The 23,337-nt window shown below is 55.3% G+C and carries 24 protein-coding genes; 5 read left to right on the forward strand and 19 right to left on the reverse strand.

All coding sequences use genetic code 11. The annotated features are described in order from the left end of the window. The first annotated feature begins 5 nt into the window (after nucleotides 1-5). Nucleotides 6-242, forward strand: coding sequence for a FeoC-like transcriptional regulator (locus BV494_RS15540; RefSeq protein WP_104923658.1), 237 nt, complete (start codon nucleotides 6-8; stop codon nucleotides 240-242). A gap of 110 nt (nucleotides 243-352) precedes the next feature. Then, nucleotides 353-1,273: a LysR family transcriptional regulator gene (locus BV494_RS15545; RefSeq protein ID WP_104923659.1), complete on the forward strand. Its 921-nt coding sequence runs from the start codon at nucleotides 353-355 to the stop codon at nucleotides 1,271-1,273. Here BV494_RS15545 and BV494_RS15550 read toward each other — a convergent pair. The 11 genes from BV494_RS15550 to bioH all read right to left on the reverse strand — a co-directional run bounded on the left by BV494_RS15550 (nucleotide 1,253) and on the right by bioH (nucleotide 10,941). Beyond that, nucleotides 1,253-1,897, reverse strand: coding sequence for a hypothetical protein (locus BV494_RS15550; RefSeq protein ID WP_104923660.1), 645 nt, complete (start codon nucleotides 1,895-1,897; stop codon nucleotides 1,253-1,255). The two genes, BV494_RS15545 and BV494_RS15550, sit on opposite strands and share 21 nt — an antisense overlap. Before the next feature lie 188 nt (nucleotides 1,898-2,085). Next, on the reverse strand, nucleotides 2,086-3,021 hold the full coding sequence (gene mdcH, locus BV494_RS15555; protein WP_104923661.1) for a malonate decarboxylase subunit epsilon: 936 nt from the start codon (nucleotides 3,019-3,021) through the stop codon (nucleotides 2,086-2,088). A 27-nt stretch (nucleotides 3,022-3,048) separates the two neighbouring features. Then, nucleotides 3,049-3,675 (reverse strand): malonate decarboxylase holo-ACP synthase, encoded by a 627-nt coding sequence (locus BV494_RS15560; RefSeq protein WP_104923662.1) that lies wholly within the window; start codon nucleotides 3,673-3,675, stop codon nucleotides 3,049-3,051. A 19-nt stretch (nucleotides 3,676-3,694) separates the two neighbouring features. Further along, nucleotides 3,695-4,657: an AEC family transporter gene (locus BV494_RS15565; RefSeq protein ID WP_104923663.1), complete on the reverse strand. Its 963-nt coding sequence runs from the start codon at nucleotides 4,655-4,657 to the stop codon at nucleotides 3,695-3,697. A gap of 189 nt (nucleotides 4,658-4,846) precedes the next feature. Continuing rightward, on the reverse strand, nucleotides 4,847-5,662 hold the full coding sequence (mdcE, locus tag BV494_RS15570) for a biotin-independent malonate decarboxylase subunit gamma (protein ID WP_104923664.1): 816 nt from the start codon (nucleotides 5,660-5,662) through the stop codon (nucleotides 4,847-4,849). Next, the gene (locus tag BV494_RS15575) at nucleotides 5,659-6,501 is read right to left on the reverse strand and encodes a biotin-independent malonate decarboxylase subunit beta (RefSeq protein ID WP_104923665.1); all 843 of its coding nucleotides are present in this window, start codon (nucleotides 6,499-6,501) and stop codon (nucleotides 5,659-5,661) included. Before BV494_RS15575 ends, mdcE begins: the two co-directional genes overlap by 4 nt. Further along, the gene (locus tag BV494_RS15580) at nucleotides 6,491-6,793 is read right to left on the reverse strand and encodes a malonate decarboxylase subunit delta (protein WP_104923666.1); all 303 of its coding nucleotides are present in this window, start codon (nucleotides 6,791-6,793) and stop codon (nucleotides 6,491-6,493) included. The genes BV494_RS15575 and BV494_RS15580 overlap by 11 nt, the downstream gene beginning before the upstream one ends. A 40-nt stretch (nucleotides 6,794-6,833) precedes the next feature. Continuing rightward, nucleotides 6,834-7,694: a triphosphoribosyl-dephospho-CoA synthase gene (locus BV494_RS15585; RefSeq protein WP_104923667.1), complete on the reverse strand. Its 861-nt coding sequence runs from the start codon at nucleotides 7,692-7,694 to the stop codon at nucleotides 6,834-6,836. Nucleotides 7,695-7,700: 6 nt separating this feature from the next. Beyond that, nucleotides 7,701-9,362: a malonate decarboxylase subunit alpha gene (gene mdcA, locus BV494_RS15590; protein ID WP_104923668.1), complete on the reverse strand. Its 1,662-nt coding sequence runs from the start codon at nucleotides 9,360-9,362 to the stop codon at nucleotides 7,701-7,703. 308 nt (nucleotides 9,363-9,670) lie between these two features. Beyond that, complete coding sequence (locus BV494_RS15595) at nucleotides 9,671-9,940, reverse strand: YdgH/BhsA/McbA-like domain containing protein (RefSeq protein WP_104923669.1); 270 nt, start codon at nucleotides 9,938-9,940, stop codon at nucleotides 9,671-9,673. A gap of 230 nt (nucleotides 9,941-10,170) precedes the next feature. After that, nucleotides 10,171-10,941, reverse strand: coding sequence for a pimeloyl-ACP methyl ester esterase BioH (gene bioH, locus BV494_RS15600; protein ID WP_104923670.1), 771 nt, complete (start codon nucleotides 10,939-10,941; stop codon nucleotides 10,171-10,173). A gap of 63 nt (nucleotides 10,942-11,004) precedes the next feature. Here bioH and gntX point away from each other — a divergent pair, with 63 nt between their 5' ends. Continuing rightward, entirely contained in the window at nucleotides 11,005-11,694 is a 690-nt protein-coding gene (gntX, locus tag BV494_RS15605; RefSeq protein WP_104923671.1) for a DNA utilization protein GntX, read from the forward strand. 97 nt (nucleotides 11,695-11,791) lie between these two features. Continuing rightward, a complete protein-coding gene (gene nfuA / locus BV494_RS15610) occupies nucleotides 11,792-12,367 on the forward strand; it encodes a Fe-S biogenesis protein NfuA (RefSeq protein WP_104923672.1) in 576 nt (191 codons plus the stop codon). A gap of 173 nt (nucleotides 12,368-12,540) precedes the next feature. Here nfuA and malQ read toward each other — a convergent pair whose 3' ends face one another. The 8 genes from malQ to BV494_RS15650 all read right to left on the reverse strand — a co-directional run bounded on the left by malQ (nucleotide 12,541) and on the right by BV494_RS15650 (nucleotide 21,861). Further along, nucleotides 12,541-14,673 (reverse strand): 4-alpha-glucanotransferase, encoded by a 2,133-nt coding sequence (malQ, locus tag BV494_RS15615; RefSeq protein ID WP_104923673.1) that lies wholly within the window; start codon nucleotides 14,671-14,673, stop codon nucleotides 12,541-12,543. Between the two features lie 8 nt (nucleotides 14,674-14,681). Next, a complete protein-coding gene (gene malP, locus BV494_RS15620) occupies nucleotides 14,682-17,096 on the reverse strand; it encodes a maltodextrin phosphorylase (RefSeq protein ID WP_104923674.1) in 2,415 nt (804 codons plus the stop codon). 310 nt (nucleotides 17,097-17,406) lie between these two features. Continuing rightward, nucleotides 17,407-18,096: an L-ribulose-5-phosphate 4-epimerase gene (locus BV494_RS15625; RefSeq protein ID WP_104923675.1), complete on the reverse strand. Its 690-nt coding sequence runs from the start codon at nucleotides 18,094-18,096 to the stop codon at nucleotides 17,407-17,409. Continuing rightward, nucleotides 18,093-18,953 carry an L-ribulose-5-phosphate 3-epimerase gene (locus tag BV494_RS15630; RefSeq protein WP_104923676.1) on the reverse strand — a complete coding sequence of 287 codons (861 nt, stop codon included), beginning with the start codon at nucleotides 18,951-18,953 and terminating at the stop codon, nucleotides 18,093-18,095. Before BV494_RS15630 ends, BV494_RS15625 begins: the two co-directional genes overlap by 4 nt. Nucleotides 18,954-18,963: 10 nt before the next feature. Continuing rightward, nucleotides 18,964-19,620, reverse strand: coding sequence for a 3-keto-L-gulonate-6-phosphate decarboxylase UlaD (locus tag BV494_RS15635; RefSeq protein WP_104923677.1), 657 nt, complete (start codon nucleotides 19,618-19,620; stop codon nucleotides 18,964-18,966). A 33-nt stretch (nucleotides 19,621-19,653) separates the two neighbouring features. Further along, the gene (gene ulaC, locus BV494_RS15640; protein ID WP_104923678.1) at nucleotides 19,654-20,124 is read right to left on the reverse strand and encodes a PTS ascorbate transporter subunit IIA; all 471 of its coding nucleotides are present in this window, start codon (nucleotides 20,122-20,124) and stop codon (nucleotides 19,654-19,656) included. A gap of 10 nt (nucleotides 20,125-20,134) precedes the next feature. Further along, nucleotides 20,135-20,443, reverse strand: a complete 309-nt coding sequence (gene ulaB / locus BV494_RS15645; protein ID WP_104923679.1) for a PTS ascorbate transporter subunit IIB — start codon at nucleotides 20,441-20,443, stop codon at nucleotides 20,135-20,137. Nucleotides 20,444-20,457: 14 nt separating this feature from the next. Then, complete coding sequence (locus BV494_RS15650) at nucleotides 20,458-21,861, reverse strand: PTS ascorbate-specific subunit IIBC (protein WP_104923680.1); 1,404 nt, start codon at nucleotides 21,859-21,861, stop codon at nucleotides 20,458-20,460. A 405-nt stretch (nucleotides 21,862-22,266) separates the two neighbouring features. Here BV494_RS15650 and ulaG point away from each other — a divergent pair, with 405 nt between their 5' ends. Continuing rightward, nucleotides 22,267-23,331 (forward strand): L-ascorbate 6-phosphate lactonase, encoded by a 1,065-nt coding sequence (ulaG, locus tag BV494_RS15655; RefSeq protein ID WP_104923681.1) that lies wholly within the window; start codon nucleotides 22,267-22,269, stop codon nucleotides 23,329-23,331. Nucleotides 23,332-23,337 lie beyond the last annotated feature (6 nt).

Genomic DNA, 23,337 nt, shown 5'->3' on the forward strand with positions numbered 1-23,337 from the left:
AAATGATGGCCAGTCTGATTCAGGTACGCGACAGTCTTGCGCTGGCCGGGCGGGCAGATGCCCGCCAGCTCAGCCGCCAGCTGAATACGCCTCAGCCGCTGGTTGAGGCCATGCTCGAAAAGCTGGTCGCCATGCGTAAAGCCAAAACGGTCGACGCCGATGACAGCTGCCTGACCGGCAGTTGTAAAAGCTGCGCCGACGGCAAAAAATGCCTGACGGTTTCCTACACGCTCATTAGCTAATCTCCGTCATCCGCTGACGCCGGGTTTCGCCCTTACTGAATAGTCGCGCTGCGGCTATTCAGCTATCATCAACAGGTCGCAACGGCCATGAATGCGCCGCAGGAGCCTGCATGATCGACAGTGAAATTACCTTCCGGAAACTTGAAATTTTCCTCGCCTACATGGAAAAGCAAAACATCACCCGCGCAGCCGAACAACTCGGTCTGAGCAGCGTCAGCGTGCATCGCGCCCTGCATTCGCTGGAAGAAGGTTTGCGCTGTCCGCTGTTTGTCCATCGCGGCCGTAACCTGCTGCCGCTGCCTGCCGCTGAGGCATTGCTGGAGCACGCCACACAAGTCATCGAGCAGATGGAGCACGGTATTTTAGCCACGCAGCGCGCCGCCGGTTTTGGCGATAAGCGGCTTAAAGTGGGTACGCTCTATTCGCTGACGCTGGAAACCATTCCCCGTTTAATCATGGGGCTGAAAATGCGGCGTCCGGAACTTGAGCTGGAACTGGTGATGGGCTCGAACAACGACCTGCTGCAAAAGCTGGAAGACGGACAGCTGGATGCAATTCTGATTTCCACCAGCGATTCCAGCGTCGATGCCCAGCGTTACGATCAGCTTCCCCTGTTTCAGGACGATATTTTCCTCGCCGCGCCCGCCAGTTCCGATCTGGCGTGCGAAGGCACCGCTGATTTACGCGATTTCAAACAGAAGAAATTTGTCTCGCTGGCGGAAGGTTTCGCGACTTATCACGGATTTCAGGAAGCTTTTCAGGTGGCTGGGTTCGAACCGGATATCGTCACCCGCGTGAACGATATTTTCTCGATGCTGAGCCTGGTGCAGGCGGGCGTCGGGTACACGCTGATCCCCGGCAGGATGAAAGGGGTGTATGAAAATACGGTCCGGCTGTTGCCACTGGCCGAAGCCTACCAGATGCGCCAGACCATCGCGCTGGTGTTCCCGCACAGCCGCGAACACGATCCGAATTTACTCGCGCTGGCGGCAGAGAGCCGGATGTATGCGCTAGCGAGCCGCAAGCGCTGAAAGGCGCTCGCTGTTTTGCGCAATTAAAACCACTGGCCTGTGCGTTTTATCCGGATGATCGCTCCAGATGGCGGATTCAGGAATACTCACGCCGTCGTAACGCATTTTTGTACCGTCGTAAGGATAAAATTGGCCTTTCGCGGTATCCAGAACGAAAATCACTAATCCGGCTGAGTCCTGAGCAAGCCGTTTCCACAACGCACGGCCACCGGTATATTGCTCATTATCGCTCATCAGGGTGAGATCTTTTTTAGTGACCAGCGTTTCATACAACAAGGTCGCTAAACGGTAATCTCGCATTCCAGAATTGACGACGACACCTTCGATTTGAAATGCTTTATCGTCTTCCCAAAATTCACGAACCTCGAGAATTTCATCGTCATGCTTCCGGCGGGCAAGTTCCAGCGTAGCGACCACGTGGTGTCGTTTTTCGCCCCGGTTGTCTGTTCTGGTTTGGGCTTCTGCAATGGCTATAAACGGAATTTTTTCATCATAAATGACCAACATGTCGACATTGTTGAAATGTATCTCATCAATGACTTCAAACCGTCGGGCCAGGGTCGCTGTGCTGTACGATCTGTCGAGCACTATCATTTTTGAATCCCCGCGAATTAAAACTGGCATGATATCCCTTCATGTAAAGAGGCAACGCTTCAGTCAACAATTGAAGCGTGGTTGGACAATAACATATTGCGCAATATTTCTACGAAAAGGAATGCGGAATATATAATTTTCTTTTGTACTTCATAAAGTTACATGTAAGCGTAACGCAACAAGAACATCAGTTCATGACCAACCTATCACACTAATTTCTACCGCTCATTTTCGCGTAACCGGGTTGCGAGACGTCCCGCAACCTGCATGCCGGACTGGCACACGGACAGCGCTTCGCCCTGATCCATGGCGCGTTTTGTCAGCCCGGTCAGCACGCAGCCAGGCGGCATTTCGAGTGCCAGACGGACGTCGCGCTGATAGGCCGCGACCATGGCATCGCGCCAGTTCACGGTGCGCGCCATGTTCATCGCTAAATCATCGGCGATTTTCTCCGGCTGCCAGTAAACGCGTCCGGTGGTTCCGCTGAGATAACCGCAAACCGGGCGGGAAATTTTCACCTGTTTAAAGGCTTCCACCAGTCTGGCAGCGGGTTCATCAAGCAATGCGCAATGCGACGGCACCGTGACCGCCAGCCGGTGCGTTTTCTGCGCACCCTGCTCTTTCGCCAGCAGCATCACCTGTTTCATCGCGGCATCGCTGCCCGCGATAACCAGCTGATCTTCCGCATTAATGTTGGCCAGATACACCGGGAGTTCGTCGCTGTTAACCTGCGCCACCAGCGTTTCAATTTGTTCCTGGCGCAGGCCGGTGATGGCAGAAAGGCCAAAGCCTTGCGGATAAGCCTGCTGCATCAACTCGCCGCGCAGGGCGACCAGTTTTACGGCATCGGAAAATTCCAGCGCCCCCGCGATGACGGCGGCAGGAAATGCCCCGATCGACAGCCCGCTGCAAAAATCAGCGTCGATGCCTTGGGCCTGGCATTGTTTTGCCCAAACGACACCGGTAATCAGCAGACAGAGCTGAACTGCGCGGGTGGAATGAAAAGCACCGGCGTTATCAAGGAGGAGAACATCTTCGCCAAGCGCCAGGCTGGCCTGTTCAATCAGGGAGTGGGTCAGGGCATTATCGGGCAAATTGTGCAGCATTTGCGGCACCTGCGGGCCCTGACCGGGGAAGGTAAATAAGATTTTCATCGTGCTCCTTGCTGCTTTTGCCAGACATCAGCCTGTCAGCGATTGCCATGGATCACGCACCCGGAACGGGCCGGTCGCGGTTTTCAGCATCACATCACCGCCGCGCAGCCATTCGCTGAGGGCAAATCCCCCTTGTGGCGTAGTGATCTGAACATCGGCACGGCACGGAAGCCGCTGAAGCTGGTCGTAAAAATCGAGAAACTGCGCGGGTGTCGCCGGAGAATCGCAGCGCACCAGCAAATCCAGATCGCTGTCAGCATGCATAACCGGAATATCACTGGCCAGCGCAAACGCACAACTGCCCGTCACGCCCCACGGGAAAGGCAGTTGCAGACTGCTTAACGTAATCAATGCCTGCACCGGTTGCTGTGAAACAAACGGCGATTGCAAAAGCGCATTGACGTCACTGACCAGCGATTCCGGCGTGACGACCCGCACCACGGCGGCCGGATCCACCCAGGCCGCCGCACGCTGAATGCGGGTCAGCCCGCGTATCCCAACCGGAATGGCCCCGTCCGCACGCTGGTCGCGACGGACCACCAGCGGCAGCGCGGTGCGCCAGCTGCTGTTGACCCAGTCGGGTAAAACGTTGTCGCTTTCCAGCGCGGAACGGTCGCTAATCCAGACAAAATCATGGGCACGCGGGTCGGACATCTTTATAAATCCTGTCTTATCAGTGAAGTGCAGCCGTCAGTGAGATGAACAGCGGCAGTGTCACAATACACAATACGGAACTGATCAGCAGTGACGCTTCTGCATCCGGAGACTGAACGCCGAAACGGTTGCCGAACACGATACCGAAGAAACCCGCAGACAGCGCAATCATCAGGATCGCCGTTACCGCCACCTGACCACTCAGGCCGAACGCCAGAACCAGACCCCAGGCGATAAACGGCTGAATCAGGTTTTTCGCGACACAGGACAACAGCACCGGAGCGTTAATTTTCAGCTTACGGGCTGACAGGATCACACCGGTCAGGAACAGCGCAGACGCAGTTGCTGACAGACCCAGCGGTTTGATCGACGCCAGGAAGATTTCCGGCATTTTAATGCCAAATGCCGCCAGAATCACACCCAGGAGCGGTGCCCAGACGATCGGTTTTTTCACTGAACGCCACATCAGAACCGGCAACAGCGCCAGAGATGATCCCTGATTTTCGCCGCTCAGACGCGCTTTTTCACGTTCCAGAATCAGCAGGCAGAACGGTGTCATCAGCACGGAACCACAGGCAATCGACACGGCCACGGACAATGAGGTTGACGGTGCATCACCCATTACGCTGCTCAGAATCGGCAAACCGAGTGCGGCGTAATTTGGCAGCGCCACGGTCAGCGTCAGAACGGCCGCATCCTGCGGAGATTTCTTAAACACTTTGGTGCAAATAAAGTAAATCGCGGCGTAGGTGATCCACATCGCCAGAACCAGCACCAGAATCAGCGGTGACTGCTCAACAATGCCGGCCCACGGCGTTTGTACGGTGGCTGCAAACAGCGCAGCGGGTAAAGCAAAATCCATCACAAAAATATTCAGTAAAGAGACGTTCTGGTTATCCACCATTTTCGCTTTCCCGGCATAAAAACCGAGGATCATGATGACGAAAATAGGGGCGAGCGCGTGCAATATTACGTAAGTCATAGCGTTTTTCCTGAGGCAAAGTATGAATGCTCAGTCGGCGCCGGTGCGATGGTTTTTTTAGTATGACAGTCCAGTTGCAGACAACAGCAGGTTCTCGTCCCTGAACGCCAGGGGCGGGAACCTGCAAATGCGGCTGCGTCACGCTGTTTGCAGGTGCGTTACCGGTTGAGACTGAAAGTTATTAACGAATTACCATTCCTGACGCATCTGCTGGCGAACGCGCTGCGAACTTGCGCGATTTTCTGCACCCAGACGGTTGCTGAGGCTAACGCCTTCTTTGCGGGCGTCCTGGATGTTTTGCCATACCGCGCTTTGAACGCGGGTGATGTCGTCGGGTGTTGCGCTGTCCGGGTTAGCGATGTCGAGTAATTGCGACAGCAGCCCCAGCGTGGCGTAGTTTTCGATGTCGTAAGCCATCGGCGGGATGGTGGCGGCCAGTTTTTCCAGTGCCTCCACAGAGCGTAACGTGATGCGTGCGGCGGATTCTTTCCCCATCGCATGGATCATGACGCCGTTGTTTTTGAAGGCGATCAGCTTGTTGGCCTGATAACCGTGTGCCAGAAACGCACCGGACATTGCTTTGCCGACAATCAGTCCCACCACCGGATGCCCGGCCAGACGGGCTTTGGCGTAAGCGCCTGCGGCACCGGCCAGCGCCTGATGAATACCGAACGCTTCTTCGCGACGGCCATAAGCCTGACTTGGCACATCAATCACCGCCACGATGGCGCGTTTGGTGTCAGAGTTCGCGTCAGCGGCAATGGCGTCGTTAACGACTTTTGCCAGCGTCCAGCCTTCCAGCAGACCGACTTCACCGCCCGCTGCGCGCGGATAGTGATTATTTTTATCCGGCACGACCGTGATGAAACGGACAGCCTGCTCGTTGAGTTTGCCATCGGCGGCTTTCACCGAAGGGCAAAGACCGCTGACCGGAGTGGCCTCTTTGGTCAGTTCGGCAAACCAGTAATCACCCCGGCTGACGGTGTTGCTTTCTACGTTGCTCATGCGCGATCCTCCCGGTTAAACAGGGCTTCCGTTACGTCACGGCTGGCCTGCTGCGCGGTGTCAAAACCGGTCAGTTTTGGCAGGTAATAATCATAATTATCAGAACGATGTGTCGTCGGAACGCCTTTTTTGATGAAGGCGAGCACGTTGTCTTTCACTTGTGCGAGGGAGTCTTTGACCAGCGCATCCACAAAACCGCTGTGATAACGCACTTCGCCACCGGTCATGCTCCAGATAAACGGACGGTCGCGGGAATCGTATTCGTCGATACCGGCTTCCTGTTCGATAACCTGCGGACCGTTCAGGCCCAGACGCGCTTCGCGGGTGACAATCAGATAGCTGCATAGCGCGGCGGCGATGGACATCCCGCCGAAGCAGCCGACGGTCCCGGCCACCACGCCAATCACCGGCGTATAGCGGCGTAAATCAACGATGGCGGCGTGAATATCGGCGATAGCCGCGAGGCCGAGATTGGCTTCCTGCAAACGCACACCCCCGGTTTCGAGCAGAAGCACTGCCTGAGTCGGGATGCCGTTACGGTTATCTTCTGCCGCCATTTCCAGCGCAGCGGCCATTTTGGCACCGGACACTTCGCCCATGCTGCCGCCCTGGAAGCCGCCTTCAATCGCGACAACCACTGCTGGCTGGCCGTTGATCTGGCCTTTCGCGACCACCATGCCGTCATCGGCCTGCGGGACGATGCCCTGCGGTTCCAGCCACGGCGACATAATGCGTTCGAACGGCCCCAGCAGTTCGCGGAAAGTCCCGGCGTCCAGCAATTTGCGGGCGCGCTGACGGGCGCTCAGTTCGATAAAGCTCTGATCAGTATCAGTTGGCATTTTCAGCCTCCTCAAAGACCTGTTCGATACGCAGACGGGCAACCCCTGGTGTGGCGCCAAAATCATTAATGTCCAGACGGCCTGCCGGTAATTCGCGCAGGGCGTTCAGACGGTCGAAAAAGTGCTGCCACAGGCTGTGGCTGCCATCGACGGAGGTAGTGACAATAATTTTCAGCTCAGCTTCTGCTTTGGGTTCATACAGCGCTTCTAAATCGCCGGAACCCACCACGCCAGCTTCGGCGCGGCTTGGCAGTGCTTTTGCCGCCGGGTAGTTAAATTCAAAACGTTCCATAACACCTCTTTGTACTGATGTTAGTTAATGCGTATCCGGTTCAGTCAGGCACGCTGACGCGGTCGAGAAACAGGGTGGCAGCCAGTAAATCGGCGGCTCCGCCGGGCGATGCGTTATCGGCCAGCATCTGCTGTTCCAGATGGCGCAACCGTTGTTTCCCTGCGCGTGTCTGAAGTCCGCCGGCATCCAGCACGGCCTGCGCGCCCTGATGCATGGCTTCCAGCGCCGGTAATCCGCCGCGCGATAACACGCAGGTATCGGAAAGCCGGGTCATCACCGCCAGCAGCGCATCGACCTGTGCTTCGCTTTCGCTGGCACCGCGCGTCCGGCTGTGATGAAGCTGCGGCAGCGCACAATCAATAATGTGCGGGAAGCCGCTCTGCGCCTCTTCACGCGCACCGGGCACCTGATAACGCTGCACGGCGTGCGCACCTTTACTGAATTTTTTCGGGCTGAAGGCGTCGGGTAATTTCGCGATTTTCGCGGCACGTTGTGCAATGTGCTGCGGCATCAGATTTTCCGGCTGCATGGCAACGGCGCTGACCAGCAACCCCATCGCCCAGATAGCGCCCCGGTGAGTATTCACTCCGCCGGTTGCCGCCATCATTCGTGCTTCACCTGTACGGCCCAGACGACCGACTTCCTGACGCAAGGCGATATCCGCCGGGCGCTGCCAGCTGTGTAACGCCAGCGCATAAAAAGTCGGGGTCAGACTGCGTGCCGAACGCACCATCAGGTCTAACGTTAAATCCTGATGTGCGCCGGAACTCCGGCTGTCCACCAGTCCCGGTTTCGGGCTCAGCCGCGCTTCGTCGATCAGCGCCTGCGTCGCCGTGTCTGCCAGCCTTTCGGCCAGCTCTTGCGCTGTGAGTACAGCGCCAATCGGTAAAGTCTGCGGCATCATCAATTACCAGCTGCGGAATTTGGCTGGCGGGTTATACAAACCGCCGGACCAGTCAACCAGCTCGCTCACGCTGCCAGCCGCCAGTAATGAACGGGTGGCGTCAGTGCGTCGAATCCCCATGTCTTCCGGGAAGACCACCAGTTCCTGACGGCGCAGGTCGGCAACGCGTTTGGCGTCAACGCCCAGACCAATGTCAGTGATACCAGCCACCGCAGCGACCATCGCGCGGCGCTCTTCCAGAGAACGGGCGCGGTACAGATACGCAATCCCTTCTTCGGTCAGCACGTGCGTGACGTCGTCGCCGTAAATCATCACAGGCGCCAGCGGCATCCCGGATTCTTTACCCACATCGACGGCTTCCAGCTTTTCAACGAACGTCGGTTTGCCACCGGCCTGGAAGGTTTCCACCATCTGCACGACCAGTTTCTTACCGCGCGCCATCGGGTCCGGCTCTTCAATCATGTCGAGCCATGCAGGCGTTGAGTGACGGCGACCGTGCGGGTCATGTCCCATGTTCGGTGCGCCACCGAAACCGGCCAGACGGCCACGGGTCACGGTTGAGGAGTTCGCCAGACCATCGACCTGCAAGGTGGAACCGATGAACATGTCCACCGCGTACTGGCCTGCCAGCTGGCAGAACGCGCGGTTAGAACGCATGGAACCGTCAGAGCCGGTGAAGAACACGTCCGGGCGGGCGCGGATATACTCTTCCATCCCGAGTTCACCGCCGAAGCAGTGAACGGTGTCGACCCAGCCGCTTTCGATTGCCGGGATCAGCGTCGGATGCGGGTTCAGCGTCCAATGTTTACAAATTTTGCCGCGCAGGCCGAGTTGTTCGCCGTAAGTCGGCAACAGCAGTTCGATCGCCGCAGTGTTAAACCCGATGCCGTGGTTCAGCGACTGCACGTTGTGTTTGGCGTAAATGCCTTTGATCGCCATCATCGCCATCAGCACGTGAACCGGTTTAATCAGACGCGGGTCGCGGGTGAACAGCGGTTCGATGAAGAATGGCTTGTCGGCGACGACCACGAAATCAATCCAGTCGCCCGGAATATCAACACGTGGCAGGTCGGTTTCATCGTCAACCAGTTCGTTAACCTGCGCGATGACGATGCCGTTTTTAAAGGCCGCGGCTTCGACCAGCGCGGGCGTATCTTCGGTGCTTGCGCCGGTGTACAGGTTACCTTTGCGGTCCGCCTTGAAGCCGGCGATCAGGGCAATGTTCGGCACCAGATCGACGTAAAGACGGGAATACAGTTCGATGTACGTGTGGATCGCGCCGATTTCCATCTGGCCATCTTCCAGCAACTGCGCGATACGCAGGCTTTGCGGACCGGAGAAGGCGAAATCGAGCTTACGGGCAATGCCGCGTTCGAAGAGATCCAGATGTTCAGCACGACTGACGCTTGGCATGATCATGTGCAAATCATGCAGCTTTTCAGGGTTCACTTTCGCCAGTGAGCGGGAAAGGAAGTCAGCTTGTTTTTGGTTGTTACCTTCCATCACCACGCGGTCGCCGGAGGCAATCAGCGTTTCGAGGACAGGAATGATTTTATCTGTGGGTAATACTTTACCCTCGGCCACGGAACGGACACTGTCGATACGCCGTTGTTTTTCAGTGCGGCGGGTGTCCCACGCTTTCGTGGTCTGCGGATGTTGCGGCATGCCAAACCTCCCTGGGTTGAGCTTGCTGAATTTTTCCCGGCGTGATGAAACAAAGAAGACGGTGGGAAGTTCAGTCAAGTGGCGGTTGCATCACATTTGACCTGTTTAAGTAGCCTGCTAAGTGTAGGAATTTTCGCCCGTCCTATCAATTAAGCGGACAGACACTTCGTTACTCTCAGAGTAATGATTAAAGAGAATTCTTTAAAATCAGAGGAATAGTGATATTGAAAAGTGAGATGACGCAGAATTAAAGAAAATAAAAGGGATGCGCACAGGCATCCCGCGGATTTTTCAGCGTAAAGAAGGGATTATTTGAACACTTCAGCGGTTGCGCTGATTTTCCTTTTCTCCTGAGCGGCGATGATGACAAAGTATTTGCCGCCTTTTTCATCCGCCAGTTTTGCCAGCTCTTCACGGGCATCCATTGGCGCGGTGTATTCGTTGCTGGTCGTGACCACGCCCAGGCTGGTATAGCCTTTTTCTTTCGCTTCTTCTTTCGTAATCAGATCAGCGGCCATCGCGTTGACCGAGAAGAAACCGGCCAGAACAGCAGCAATAATAATTTTATTCGATTTCATGACATTACCTCTAAATTGGATGAATAATTTTCAAAGAAAGCAGTCAAGATATGAACAGCAGGTATATTTGCGCTGGCATGACCTTCATGGTTAAACACCAGTAAACTCCCCAGAGACGCAAACAGGTACACGTAAAAACTTACGCCAGCCTTACCCGGTCATTATCGGCTTAAGTATTAATCACCCTCGGGAATAAGCCAGAAATTAGACAACTATTTTTACATTGATTTTCAGTCTGCAATCAGAAAGCGTTCGACAATTTCGCAAAACCTTTCAGGGTGGGAAATAAACGGCGCATGGGCCGCTTTTTCAATGATTTCCGAACGCGAATCCGGCAAAAGCGTATCCAGCAACGGCACGATTTTTCTCGGCACCAGGCCATCAAGCGCGCCGTAAATGCGTAAAAACGGAACGGAAAGTTCCGTCATCGGCTGGCGTAAATCGACCTCCCGCAGAATTTCCAAACCGCCGTTCAGCACGTCCACTGAGGGAACCGGCTGACCCAGCACAACGGACTTCAGCAACCGCGCATCCTGCCGCGCGCTGTCGCTGCCGAGTGTTTGCAGCGCCAGAAAACGCTCCACGGTGCGCTGAAAATCTTCGCTTAGCTGATGCTGAAAGCCATGCAGCACCTCCGGGCGGATCCCCGGCCAGTTTTCCTGCGCGGCAAAACACGGCGAGGAAGCCACGGTAATCAGTTTTTCCACCCGCTGCGGCGCGGTCAGCGCAATCTGACTGGCGACCAGTCCGCCCAGAGACCAGCCCATCCACGACGCTTTTTCCGGCGCGCCGTCGAGCACGATTTCAGCCATTTCGGCCAGCGTCATCGCGCCAAAGTTTTCACTGCGACCATAGCCCGGTAAATCCAGCAGATGCAGACAAAAATGCGGCGCAAGTCGCTCCGCCGTGTAACGCCAGACCTCTGCGTTCAATCCCCATCCGTGAAGCAGCACAAGATGGCGATCTCCTTCGCCGATTGTCTCCCGGTAAAGCTTATTCATAGCGTATTGTCCGTGTCAGTCTGATTATTCGACCCATAATTTTGGCAAAAGGAACCCGCCACTATGCTAACAATTGCCAGCCGCTGTTGGCTATGCCAGTGTCCGCTGCATCTTGCGGTACAGGGCATTTGCAGTCTGTGTCTCAGACATCTGCCCGCCGCACCGCCCTGCTGCCCGCGCTGCGGATTGCCCAGCGCAGGAGGCACTCTCGATTGCGGACGCTGCCTGCTGAAACCGCCGCCATGGGACGCGCTGGTTTTCGCCAGCCCGTATGAGCCGCCGGTCAGCGGACTGGTGCTGCGGCTCAAATTCGCCCATCTTCCCGAACTGGATACCACGCTTGCGCGCCTGTTTCTGCTGCGCTGGCTGGCGCGCTGGCGGTCAGGCACCCTGCCGCGCCCGGACATCATCCTCAGCGTACCGCTGCATCAGAAACGTTATTTTTCCCGAGGCTACAATCAAAGTGAATTACTCGCCCGTCCGCTGGCCCGCTGGCTGCACTGCGAATTTCGCCCCTACGCCCTGAGCCGCGACCGGCGCACCGTGTCACAGCAAAGCCTGAGTGAGCGGGAAAGAAAGTGGAATCTGCGTAAAGCGTTTAGCTGCCATGCCGATTTGCGCGGTAAAAACGTGATGCTGCTTGATGATGTGGTCACCACCGGCAGCACGGTGCGCGAAATCAGTAAAATGCTCATCAATCAGGGTGTTGCTTCGGTACAAATCGCGTGTATCTGCCGGACATTACAGACGTGAGCACCTGCTGCTAACACTCTGGCAACGTGAAGGGTGACGGGTAAAAACAAAGGGCGTATTATAACCAACTAGAGTAGTCAACTATTGAGCGAATGTTATGATCCTTGTTACCGATGCTGCCCAAGAGCACTTTGCCAAATTGCTGGCAAACCAGGAAGAAGGCACCCAAATCCGCGTATTCGTGATCAATCCCGGTACGCCGACCGCAGAATGCGGTGTCTCTTATTGTCCGCCAGACGCCGTGGAAGCGACGGATACCGAACTCAAGTTCGAGAAACTGTCCGCTTTCATCGACGAACTCAGCGCGCCTTATTTGCAGGACGCGGTGATCGACTTCGTGACCGATCAGCTCGGTTCCCAGCTCACACTGAAAGCGCCTAACGCTAAAATGCGTAAAGTGTCTGACGATGCGCCGCTGATGGAACGTGTTGAATATCAGTTGCAGTCACAGATTAACCCGCAGCTGGCCAGCCACGGCGGTCGTGTTTCCCTGATGGAAATCACCGACGACGGCATCGCTGTTCTTCAGTTCGGCGGCGGTTGTAACGGTTGTTCTATGATTGATGTCACCCTGAAAGACGGCATCGAGAAAGAACTGCTGCAAAACTTCCCGGAACTGAAAGGCGTTCGCGACCTGACAGAACACCAGCGCGGCGAGCACTCTTTCTACTGATTAACCGTTGATCAGACAGAATGTAAAAAGCACCCTTCCGTTGGGTGCTTTTTTTATGGTTTGAATACGGGTGCCGCCATTAATACCCCACCCCAACCCTCCCCTTCGCAGGGGGGGAGCCGCCCGAAGCCGCCTATGAAGTTGGGCTTTTAGCTCCCTTCGAGGTTTGGCTTTTAGCTCCTCCCCCTGCGAAGGGGGAGGTTGGGAGGGGGTTTAGCAGACGACTCACAAGTCGCTAACCGTCGCCGGTTCAAATCCGCCAGCAGCAGATTAATGTGCTCATCACTGAACATCGCTTCCAGCGTGTGCGTCAGTTTGCGCCGCCAGTTGGGGTATTCAGTGTTTGTACCAGGCACGTTAACCGGCGTCGACATATCCAGCCAGTCTTCCGGTTGCAGCCCGAGCAGCGCACTGGCGCTGTCCGCCAGATAACGCTGTAACCCCCGGTTCAGCACCGGCGTCATCGGCATTTTCGCCGCCGTCTGCCCGGTGGATTTCGGCACGCAATGCGTCAGGTGCAACGCATCCAGCAACCCCTGTTTGCTGCGCTCACGTTCGGCACGCAGATTTTCCAGCACCTGCGGATCCGGATAGACGCCGAGCGTCGCGCCCAGCGTTAAATCCCCGCCTTCCCAGTAGCCGCGCAAGGTCGGTAAATCATGCGTGGTGACCGTCGCCATCGCCTGAACGACATAGTTTTCAGGTGGCCGGTATGTGAAGGTTTTATCGTGCTCGAAATACAACACTTTGTAGGAATAGACGCCGCTGTTACGCAGGCTGGCGACAATTTCTTTCGGCACGGTTCCCAGATCCTCACCAATCACCATGCACTGGTGCCGCTGGCTTTCCAGCGCCAGGACGCCGAGCAGGTCTTCCAGCGGATAACGGACGTATGCGCCGTTGCCCGCCTTTTCGTCGAAAGGGATCCACCACAAACGCAGTAATCCCATCACGTGGTCGATGCGCAAAGCGCCGCATTCCGCCATATTCGCACGCAGCAAATCGATAAATGGCTGATAGGCACGGGCTTTCATTTCGTGAGGATCAATGGGCGGAAGCCCCCAGTTCTGCCCCTGCGGCCCCAGAATATCCGGCGGCGCGCCAATCGTCGCATTCAGGCAATACAACGACGGATCTGACCAGGTTTCCGCACCGCCTTCCGCCACACCGACCGCCAGATCGCGGTACAAACCCAGCGGCATGTCCAGTTCTTCACTGCGCTGATAACATGCAGAAAATTGCGTATGCGCCAGCCATTGCAGCCACTGGTAGAACTCAATTTCACCGGCGTAATGCTGGCTGAATTCCGCCACGTCCGCCCCTTTGGCGTCACGATACGCATCGGGCCAAACCGGCCAGCCCCACAATCCGAGATCTAAATCCCGCAGATGAACATGCAGCGCATCGAACAGCGCCTGCTGACGCAAACTTTCACCGCCCTGCAGCACAAAACGGCGGAAATCCCGCTTGCGCTGGCTGGCTTCTGGCATTTCGTCAAAGAGCGGCCAGGCCAGTTTCAGCGCGTCCAGTTTCAGCTTTATCACCAGCGGATAATCGACATATTCCGTACTGCGTGCTTGCAACAGCGCATCGTGCGTTTCAATGGAATGCCACCAGCTTTGCGCTACATCGCTGGCGGTAAATTCTTCCACCGCATTTACGTCGATATACGCCAGATTCAGCCAGCGCCGTGACGACGGGCTGTACGGGCTGGCGCTGAGAGGATTCGCCGGATACAGCGCGTGTATCGGGTTCAGCCCGACGAACGCACCGCCGCGCTGCCCGACTTCTTCCACCATTTTTTTCAGATCGCCAAAATCGCCGATGCCCCAGTTATTTTCCGACCGCAGCGTGTATAACTGAATCGTCGCGCCCCACAGTTTCTTACCTGCCAGCAGCGCTGGCGGCTCATAACAGCGTGGCGGCACAACAATGATCCGGCACGGCCAGATTTTGCCGTCTTGCGATAATGTCAGCTGATGATAGCCGGTGGGCAGCCCGGCACTGAGATTCAGCACTGTGCCGACCTCAAGGGTTCCTTGCGTCTGGTCGCCGTTTTCAAGCGTCAATTGCCAGCCGAATGCGCCGCTGCCCTCCGGGGGCAGCCGCACATTTTCGCCTTGTGTAAACACTTTTACCGCAGGCAAAGGCGTCACGTCAGCCGCGTCTTGCGGGTCACGGCCCATGGCGGCCAGCAGCGATGCCCGCGTTTCGTCGGACACCGTTTCCACTTCATCCGACATATTGATAAAACTGTCTAAAATTCCTGCCCGGCGCGCGGCCTCAACAAGTTGCTTATCCTCCATGCCTGCTCCTAACGTTTTGCCTGCCAGATGCGTTGCTGATAATCGCGGATAGAACGGTCGGCGCTGAACATCCCAACACGCGCGGTGTTGAGCAGCGTGCGGCGCGTCCATTCGTCAGCGTTGCGGTACAATTTATCGACCTCTTTTTGCGCTTCACAATAAGCCGCAAAATCCGCCAGAACCAGATACGGATCGCCGCCGTCGAGCAGGCTGTTGAGCATCAGGTCGAACGCTTTTTTGTCGCCGTTGGCATAAAAACCGCTGGCCAGTTCATCAAGAATCGCCTTGAGATGCTTGTCTTTTTTCACGATGGCTTTCGGCTTATAACCTTTCTTCAGCTCGGCTTTCACTTCATCAACGGTCAGGCCAAAAATGAAAATATTGTCTTCGCCCACCTGTTCGGCAATTTCGACATTCGCGCCGTCCAGCGTGCCGACGGTCAGCGCGCCGTTAAGCGCCAGTTTCATGTTGCCGGTGCCCGACGCTTCTTTCCCCGCCGTTGAAATCTGCTCGGAAACATCCGCCGCCGGGATCATCAGTTCAGCCACCGACACGCAGTAATCCGGGATAAACACCACTTTGATGCGATCGCACACGATCGGATCGTTGTTGATCTTCTCCGCGACCTGATTGATCGCATAAATAATATTTTTTGCCAGGTAATAACCCGGTGCCGCTTTGGCACCAAACAGGAAAACGCGCGGCACGATGTCGAGTTTCGGGTTATCGCGGATCTGGCGGTAAAGCGAAAGAATGTGCAGCAAATTGAGATGCTGACGTTTGTACTCGTGAAGGCGCTTAATCTGCACATCGAAAATGGCATCCGGATTGAGCCTGATGCCCATGCGATGCCAGACGTATTCCGCCAGCCGGACTTTGTTGTCGTGCTTGATTTTACGGTAATGCTTACAGAATTTTTTATCTTTAACACCGTCTTCCAGACCTTTCAGCAGATCCAGATTGTTCACCCAGGCATCCGTTTTCAGGCGTTCATCAATCAGCGCGGAAAGCGCCGGATTACACTGTTTCAGCCAGCGGCGCGGTGTGATGCCGTTGGTGACGTTGTGGAATTTTTCCGGCCACAGCTGGTGATATTCCGGGAACAGATCTTTGACCACCAGATCAGAATGCAGCGCCGCCACGCCGTTTACCGCAAAACCGGCGACCACGCAGAGATTCGCCATCCGTACCTGTTTGTCGTGATGTACGGCCAGTTTCGCCCAAACCGCCTCATCCCCCGGCCAGGTTTTGCTGACCCGCTTTTTGAAGTTGGCGTTGATTTGTTTGATGATTTGGAAATGTCGCGGCAGCAGGCTGCGCACCAGACTTTCGTCCCAGGTTTCCAGCGCTTCCGGCATTAACGTGTGGTTGGTATAAGCAAACGTGCGGCTGGTGATGTGCCAGGCATCGTTCCAGCTCAGCTGATGTTCGTCGATCAACACACGCAGCATTTCCGGAATGGCGATGGTCGGATGGGTATCGTTGAGCTGAATCACTTCGTAATCCGGCAGTTCACGGATCTTGCGGCCAAGGAAATGATGACGGCGTAAAATATCCGCCACCGAACAGGCGCACTGGAAGTATTGCTGCATCAGGCGCAGGCGTTTACCGGCCTGATGGTTGTCATTCGGATACAGGACTTTGGTCAGTTTGGCCGCATCAATGCCCTGCTGCTCGGCTTTGAGAAACTCGCCGTCATTGAATTTTTCGAGATCAAACGGGTGCGGATGCGTGGCTTCCCATAAACGCAGCGGTTGCGTAATCCCGTTGCGATACCCCATCACCGGTAAATCCCAGGCTTCGCCGCGCAGCGTAAATTCGGGTTCCCAGCGGGAAACGCCCTGTTCGTTCTTCACGATTTTCCCGCCAATGCCGACATTCACCGCCAGCGAACTGTTATGGCGGAACCACGGATACTCACTGCGGTGCCAGTCATCCGGCGACTCTTTTTGTTTGCCCTCGACAAAACGCTGACGGAATAAACCGTACTGATAATTCAGGCCATAGCCGGTGCCCGGTTGCCCGACCGACGCCATCGCATCGAGATAACAGGCCGCCAGACGCCCGAGCCCGCCGTTGCCGAGCGCCGGGTCGATTTCTTCTTCAAGCAGGTCTGTCAGGTTGATATCAAACGGCTCAAGCGCGCTGGCAATCTTTTCGTACCAGCCGAGGTTAATCAGGTTATTGCCGGTCAGACGCCCGACCAGAAACTCCATCGAAATGTAGTTAACGTGGCGGGTGATCTTTTTGCTTTTACTGCTCACGGACTCGTTTTGCGGCGGGAGTTGTTCAGCCACGGCGGCGCTGACCGCGTGCCACCATTGGTGCCGGGTCATGTCCCTGGCTGAAGTGAGTCCAAACGCTTGCCACTGGCGGGTTAACGCCGCCAAAAAAACATCCTGCTTGAGCGTGATTTTCGACATAGGGCAGTCTCTTTTCTGTCAGTGGGGACGGAATGCTTCCGTGAGAAAAAATGCAAATGTGATGAAAAATGTGATCTCTACCACTTATGTATAAACCCAATGCCGAAAAAATGCTCACGGTCTGGAGGGCAAAAAATGCATGAAATCATGTCTGAGGGAGTTTCGGCGTGGCCGGAGATGCCATTAATACCCCACCCCAACCCTCCCCTTCGCAGGGGAGGGAGTTGATCGAGTTTTTTGCTCCTCCCCCTGCGAAGGGGGAGGCCGGGAGGGGGTTTGGCTGGCGATTCAGAACTTATGTAATGATTTTCTATTTCTGCCCGTAATAGGCGTCCGGCCCGTGTTTGCGGCTGAAGTGTTTGTGCAGCAGATAATCATCCATCGGAGGCTGCGCGCGTTGCAGCGTGCCGGTGATCCACGCCATTTTCGCGACTTCTTCCAGCACAACCGCGTTATGCACCGCCAGCTCCGGCGTGGTTCCCCAGCAGAACGGGCCGTGCTGCGCCACCAAAATACCGGGCATGTGCAGCGGGTTAATGCCTTCCAGCGTTTGGGCGATCACCCTGCCGGTTTCCAGTTCGTATTCGCCGGCCACTTCTTCACGCGACAGTGCGCGGGTACACGGAATGGCCCCCGCGAAATAATCCGCATGCGTGGTGCCTAACGCGGGGATCGCAACGCCAGCCTGCGCCCACGATGTCGCATGGGTCGAATGGGTATGGACAATGCCGCCGAGTTCCGGGAAACGGGCGTAAAGCTCAAGATGCGTGGCGGTATCCGATGACGGTCTGTAACGCCCTTCCACCACTTCACCGCGTAAATTCACGACCACCATATCGCTGGCCTGCATTTTTTCGTATTCCACACCGCTCGGCTTGATGACCACCAGCCCGCGCTCGCGGTCGATGCCGCTGACGTTGCCCCAGGTGAATGTCACCAGACCGTAGGCCGGCAGCGCCATATTCGCTTCAAAGACGCGTTGTTTCAGTGATTCCGTCATGCCACTTCTCCCATATCCAGCCCGGCTTTCTGCATTTTATCCACCACCCAGGCGCGCGCGTTGCGGACTTCCTGCATCGGGTCGGCAGCGGTTTCGCTCCACATTTCGATGAGATAAGGCCCGCGATAACCGCTTTTCTGTAGCGTTTCAAAGCAGCGTTCAAACTCCACAACGCCGCTGCCGAACGGAACGTTTTTGAATACGCCCGGCTGCGTATCTTTAATATGTACCGCGACGATATGCCCGGCACCGCTCGCCAGCTCCATCTGCACGTCATTGTCCCAGGCCGATAAATTGCCGATGTCCGGATACAGCTGGAACCACGGGTTATTCAGGTAATGCGTATACCCCAACGCTTTGCTGATTGAACTCATCAGCGGGTAATCCATGATTTCCATCGCCAGCGTGACCTGCGCCCGGCTGGCCATTTCGACAGATTCCTGCAAACCGGCGCGGAAACGCTCACGGGTATGATCGTTGGCCTGCTGGTAATAGACGTCATAACCGGCGAGCTGAATGACGCGGATACCTAAATCCTGCGCCAGTACGATGGCTTTACGCATGATTTCCAGCCCCTGATTACGGGTTTCATCGTCTTCAGAGCCCAGCGGGAACCGCCGGTGTGCGCTCAGGCACATCGACGGAATGCGGATGCCGGTGCGCGAAATCGCATCGACGACTAACAGACGTTGCTCGCGTGACCAGTCAAGCCGCGCCAACCGGCTGTCGGTTTCATCGACCGACATTTCGACGAAATCAAAACCCAGCTCTTTCGCCAGCGTCAGGCGCATCAGCCAGTCTTCACCCGCAGGCAACGCTTTTTCATAGATCCCGAGTGGAACGGCTTTATGCATCATGCGATTTTCCTTAGCCCCAGAGCTGGCTGATGGATTTTTTGAACTGACGCGCCGCGTCTACCGGGTCTTTGGCGTCACGGATGCTGCGTCCTGCGATGAAAACGTGTACCGGAATGTCTTTGAACAGCGGTAAGTCTTCCAGCGCCAGACCGCCGGTAATCGTGACTTTAAAGCCCATATCGGAAAGGCGTTTAATTGCCGTAATATCGGCATCGCTCCACGCCACACCGGCGGCCTGTGCGTCACGGCTGCGGTGATAAACCACCTGCTGGATGCCCGCGTCATGCCATTCTTTCGCCTGTTCCCACGTCCAGTAACCGGTCAGTTCAATCTGCACGTCGCCGCCAAACTCTTTCGCTACTTCCAGCGCACCTTTGATGGTGTTGATGTCGGCGCAGCAAATCACGGTGACCCAGTCGGCGTTAGCTTCAAAACACATGCGCGAGAGAATTTTACCCGCGTCGGCAATTTTGGCGTCAGCCAGCACAATTTTTTCCGGATAAAGCGCTTTCAGGTCACGCACCGCGCGCACGCCTTCGGCCACGCACAGGATGGTGCCGACTTCGATAATGTCGACTTCGTTGGCAATCAGACGCGTGGTTTTGTAAGCGTCGTCCATGGACTGGTTATCCAGCGCAACCTGCAACATCGGTAATGAATGAGACATAATGAATTCCTTCTCTGATGATTAAATAATGAATCAGTGAACCGCTGAAGCGGACGTCAGGTCGATCAAATCCAGCACCTGCTGGGCGGTAGTGCAGGCGCGCAGGCGGTCGAAGTTGGCTTCGTCATCAAACAGATTGACGACCTGCATAATGCCGACTTCCTGATGCGCGTTGGCATCCACGGCGGCGAGCGTGATCAAGATATCCACCGGATCGTTATCTTCATGATTGAACACCAGCGGCTTTTTCAGCGTGACCAGCGCAAAACCGGTCTTTTTGACGCCTTCTTCCGGGCGGCCATGCGGCATTGCCAGACCCGGCGCAATCACAAAGTACGGGCCGAAACGCTCAACGCCATCCAGAATCGCCTGGTAATAACGCGGCTCGACGACACCGGCCGCAACCAGCATATCGACGCCAATTTTCACCGCTTCCTGCCAGGTTTCTGCCTCTGCGTTCAGGCAAATCGAGTTATTCTCGGCCAGCGAATCTCGCAGTTTCATCACGTGCTCCTTACTTTTTCAGCGAGGTTGGGAAGTGGGCATTAATGACTTCCATAACTTTCGGGCCGAAATCCGCCGCCGAAAGCATGTTGCGCACACCGACGACGTATTTGTTGCCGCTGACGGTGATTTCATCGGCGACGTGCGTGGACGCCACGATAATGTCCGCGCCGCTCAGTTCAGATTTGTACTCACCGACCGCGCAGCTGTTCATGGTGTGATCCACGCCTTCCTGTGTCAGAAACTGCCCGATTTTCATCTTCATGATCATCGAACTGCCTTGCCCGCAACCGCAAACTGCCAGAATTCGTACTGTCATGGGAACCTCGTTGATTAGTGAGTAGTAGACTCATTAAGAGCTTGTTTTTCCGCATCTTCTTCGGCGCGAAGCGTGCGACCGGCGAAGAACATATACAGAACAGCAATCACGGCAATCACGCCCATGAAGGCCATGCCGATACTGAAGAAACCCTGCATCATAGGAGGGGCCAGAATTGACCAGTCGGCCATGCCCATCCAGGCGCTGAGGCCGGTCAGTTTGATGGCCCAGACGCAGCCGAAGATTTCGATCATCCCCATCACCAGACAAATTTTCAGCGCAGCGCGCCAGCCACCGAAGTGGTTCGCGAATACGCCAATGGTGGCGTTGGAGAAGAACATCGGGATAAAGCCGGGAATGATCATGATGGAAGAGCCCACGCCAAACAGAATGGCGACGGCAATCAGCTGGCCGATGGTGCCCCACATAAAGCCCCAGACCACGGCGTTCGGCGCGAAGCTGTAAATCGCCGCGCAGTCGATAGCCAGAACGGCTCCGGGAATTAAGCGTTGAGAAATCCCGTTAAAGGCTTCCGTCAGTTCAGCAACGAACATCCGCACGCCCTGAATGATGATGAAAATGGCGACAGCAAACATCAGGCCGGTTTGCAGGATGTAAATCGTCCAGTGGGTTTTACCGGCCATTTTCTGCAACGTATCGAGACCGAACGAGCTGAGAATAATGCCGAAGAACACGGTCATCACGATGGCGGTGGAAACGATATTATCGTGGAAAATATTCAGCCAGCCGGGCAGTTTGAGGTCTTCAACGCTGTCCTCTTTCTTGCCGAGATACGGCGCAACCTTACAGGCAATCCATGACGCAAACTGCTGCTGATGTCCGATAGAAAAACCGCTGTTTTCCGTCACGGACTGCGTCGGTTTGTACATCATGTTGGAGGTAATCCCCCAGTACAGCGAAACCAGAATCGCCGTCGACCAGATGGTGGTCCACATCGGCCAGCCGAGAATGAAGAAGAAGACGGCAATCAGCCCCGCCTGCTGGAACATGATATGGCCCGTCAGCATGATGGTGCGGATGCCGGTAATGCGGCGGAAAATCACCATCAGGATGTTCAGCGCGAGCGCAATAAGCACGGCATAACCGACCCAGCTGTACGCATCGCCCATCCGTTCTACCGTCGCCATCATTGAGGCGTAGGTATCTGAAATAGCACCGTTAATGCCATAGACTTCCGAAAGTTTGGCCACCACAGGTTTGAATGTCCCCGTCAAAATCCCGGATCCCGCCTGCAGTAACATAAAACCGATGATGGTTTTGATGGTGCCTTTGATGATAACCGTCGCGCTCTTCCTGAGCAGGATGTAACCGAGCATGGTCACAAGCCCCAGCAATAACGGCGCGTTGGTCATTACCTGATTAAAAAATACGGTAAAGAGGGTGTAGAGGAATTCCATAAAACTCTCCGTCTGACCTTGTTTGATCTCTTCAGCGCAGGGCTCTGCACTAAACAGTGAGGGACAGATGCACTCTAATGCTCACATTAAATCAGATAAAGATTCATAATGATTATTTGTGAGCGGTCTCGCAAGATATCGTCATCGCGCCCTTCACGGGACAAAACAGTAACTTAATATTTTTCATATTTATCATATGTATAAACAAGCATTCTCATTACCTTTCTTTCCTGCTCATTCCGTTGCGTTGCCTTATCACCACCAAAAACGGGTCAAAAACCGGCAATGAAAATCATTGTCACGACAAAACTTCGATGATAAGTTTCTCACAATCAAATCACATGCAGTCACAAAATGATTTATTGTGATTTATTCATTCAAACCAAACTCAGATGAGGGAATACAATGAGCAAAGTAGAAACGATCAGCCGCGAATCCTGGATCCTCAACACGTTCCCGGAATGGGGCACCTGGCTGAACGAAGAAATCGAGCAGGAAAAAGTCGCGCCAGGCACTTTTGCGATGTGGTGGCTGGGGTGTACGGGGATTTGGCTGAAATCTGAGGGCGGCGCGAATATTTGTGTCGATTTCTGGTGTGGCGTGGGCAAGCAAAATCACAGCAGCCCGCTGATGAAAACCGGCCACCAGATGCAACGCATGGCAGGTGTGAAGAAGCTGCAACCGAACCTGCGCACCACGCCGTTTGTGCTTGATCCGTTTGCGATCAGACAGATCGACGCCGTCTTGTCGACTCACGATCACAACGATCATATTGATGTGAACGTTGCAGCCGCCGTGATGCAAAACTGTGCTTCCGATGTGCCGTTTATCGGCCCGCAAACCTGCGTGGATTTATGGATTAGCTGGGGCGTGCCGAGAGAACGTTGCATCGTGATGACGCCGGGCAAAGTGGTGAAAATCAAAGATGTGGAAATCCATGCGCTGGATTCTTTCGACCGCACCGTGCTGATCACCCTGCCTGCCGACCAGAAAGCAGCGGGCGTTCTGCCGGATATGATGGATCAGCGTGCAGTGAATTATCTGTTCAAAACGCCGGGCGGAAACCTGTATCACAGCGGCGATTCCCACTATTCCAACTACTACGCAAAACACGGCAACGAGTACAAAATTGACGTCGCACTCGGCTCCTACGGCGAAAACCCGCGCGGCGTGACCGACAAAATGACCAGCGTCGATATGCTGCGTATGGCGGAATCGCTGAATACAAAAGTCGTGATCCCGTTCCACCATGATATCTGGTCGAATTTCCAGGCCGATCCGCAGGAAATCCGTGTGCTGTGGGAGATGAAAAAAGACCGCCTGAAATACGGCTTCAAGCCCTTTATCTGGCAGGTTGGCGGCAAATTCACTTATCCGAATGACAAAGACAATTTCGAATATCACTACCCGCGTGGATTCGAAGACTGCTTTACGACAGACACCGACTTACCGTTTAAATCATTCCTCTAAAACATG

Origin of the sequence: Rahnella sikkimica (assembly GCF_002951615.1) — a bacterium.
GTDB lineage: Bacteria > Pseudomonadota > Gammaproteobacteria > Enterobacterales > Enterobacteriaceae > Rahnella > Rahnella sikkimica.

Coding starts and splice junctions, on each gene's coding strand:
- gntX (WP_104923671.1), top strand. CDS start 11,005: ATGCTAACAATTGCCAGCCGCTGTTGGCTATGCCAGTGTCCGCTGCAT.
- bioH (WP_104923670.1), bottom strand. CDS start 10,941: ATGAATAAGCTTTACCGGGAGACAATCGGCGAAGGAGATCGCCATCTT.
- ulaB (WP_104923679.1), bottom strand. CDS start 20,443: ATGACAGTACGAATTCTGGCAGTTTGCGGTTGCGGGCAAGGCAGTTCG.
- BV494_RS15545 (WP_104923659.1), top strand. CDS start 353: ATGATCGACAGTGAAATTACCTTCCGGAAACTTGAAATTTTCCTCGCC.
- BV494_RS15585 (WP_104923667.1), bottom strand. CDS start 7,694: ATGCCGCAGACTTTACCGATTGGCGCTGTACTCACAGCGCAAGAGCTG.
- BV494_RS15550 (WP_104923660.1), bottom strand. CDS start 1,897: ATGCCAGTTTTAATTCGCGGGGATTCAAAAATGATAGTGCTCGACAGA.
- BV494_RS15575 (WP_104923665.1), bottom strand. CDS start 6,501: ATGCCAACTGATACTGATCAGAGCTTTATCGAACTGAGCGCCCGTCAG.
- BV494_RS15560 (WP_104923662.1), bottom strand. CDS start 3,675: ATGTCCGACCCGCGTGCCCATGATTTTGTCTGGATTAGCGACCGTTCC.
- nfuA (WP_104923672.1), top strand. CDS start 11,792: ATGATCCTTGTTACCGATGCTGCCCAAGAGCACTTTGCCAAATTGCTG.
- BV494_RS15650 (WP_104923680.1), bottom strand. CDS start 21,861: ATGGAATTCCTCTACACCCTCTTTACCGTATTTTTTAATCAGGTAATG.
- BV494_RS15630 (WP_104923676.1), bottom strand. CDS start 18,953: ATGATGCATAAAGCCGTTCCACTCGGGATCTATGAAAAAGCGTTGCCT.
- BV494_RS15540 (WP_104923658.1), top strand. CDS start 6: ATGGCCAGTCTGATTCAGGTACGCGACAGTCTTGCGCTGGCCGGGCGG.
- malQ (WP_104923673.1), bottom strand. CDS start 14,673: ATGGAGGATAAGCAACTTGTTGAGGCCGCGCGCCGGGCAGGAATTTTA.
- ulaG (WP_104923681.1), top strand. CDS start 22,267: ATGAGCAAAGTAGAAACGATCAGCCGCGAATCCTGGATCCTCAACACG.
- BV494_RS15565 (WP_104923663.1), bottom strand. CDS start 4,657: ATGACTTACGTAATATTGCACGCGCTCGCCCCTATTTTCGTCATCATG.
- BV494_RS15580 (WP_104923666.1), bottom strand. CDS start 6,793: ATGGAACGTTTTGAATTTAACTACCCGGCGGCAAAAGCACTGCCAAGC.
- ulaC (WP_104923678.1), bottom strand. CDS start 20,124: ATGAAACTGCGAGATTCGCTGGCCGAGAATAACTCGATTTGCCTGAAC.
- mdcE (WP_104923664.1), bottom strand. CDS start 5,662: ATGAGCAACGTAGAAAGCAACACCGTCAGCCGGGGTGATTACTGGTTT.
- BV494_RS15595 (WP_104923669.1), bottom strand. CDS start 9,940: ATGAAATCGAATAAAATTATTATTGCTGCTGTTCTGGCCGGTTTCTTC.
- mdcH (WP_104923661.1), bottom strand. CDS start 3,021: ATGAAAATCTTATTTACCTTCCCCGGTCAGGGCCCGCAGGTGCCGCAA.
- malP (WP_104923674.1), bottom strand. CDS start 17,096: ATGTCGAAAATCACGCTCAAGCAGGATGTTTTTTTGGCGGCGTTAACC.
- mdcA (WP_104923668.1), bottom strand. CDS start 9,362: ATGCCGCAACATCCGCAGACCACGAAAGCGTGGGACACCCGCCGCACT.
- BV494_RS15635 (WP_104923677.1), bottom strand. CDS start 19,620: ATGTCTCATTCATTACCGATGTTGCAGGTTGCGCTGGATAACCAGTCC.
- BV494_RS15625 (WP_104923675.1), bottom strand. CDS start 18,096: ATGACGGAATCACTGAAACAACGCGTCTTTGAAGCGAATATGGCGCTG.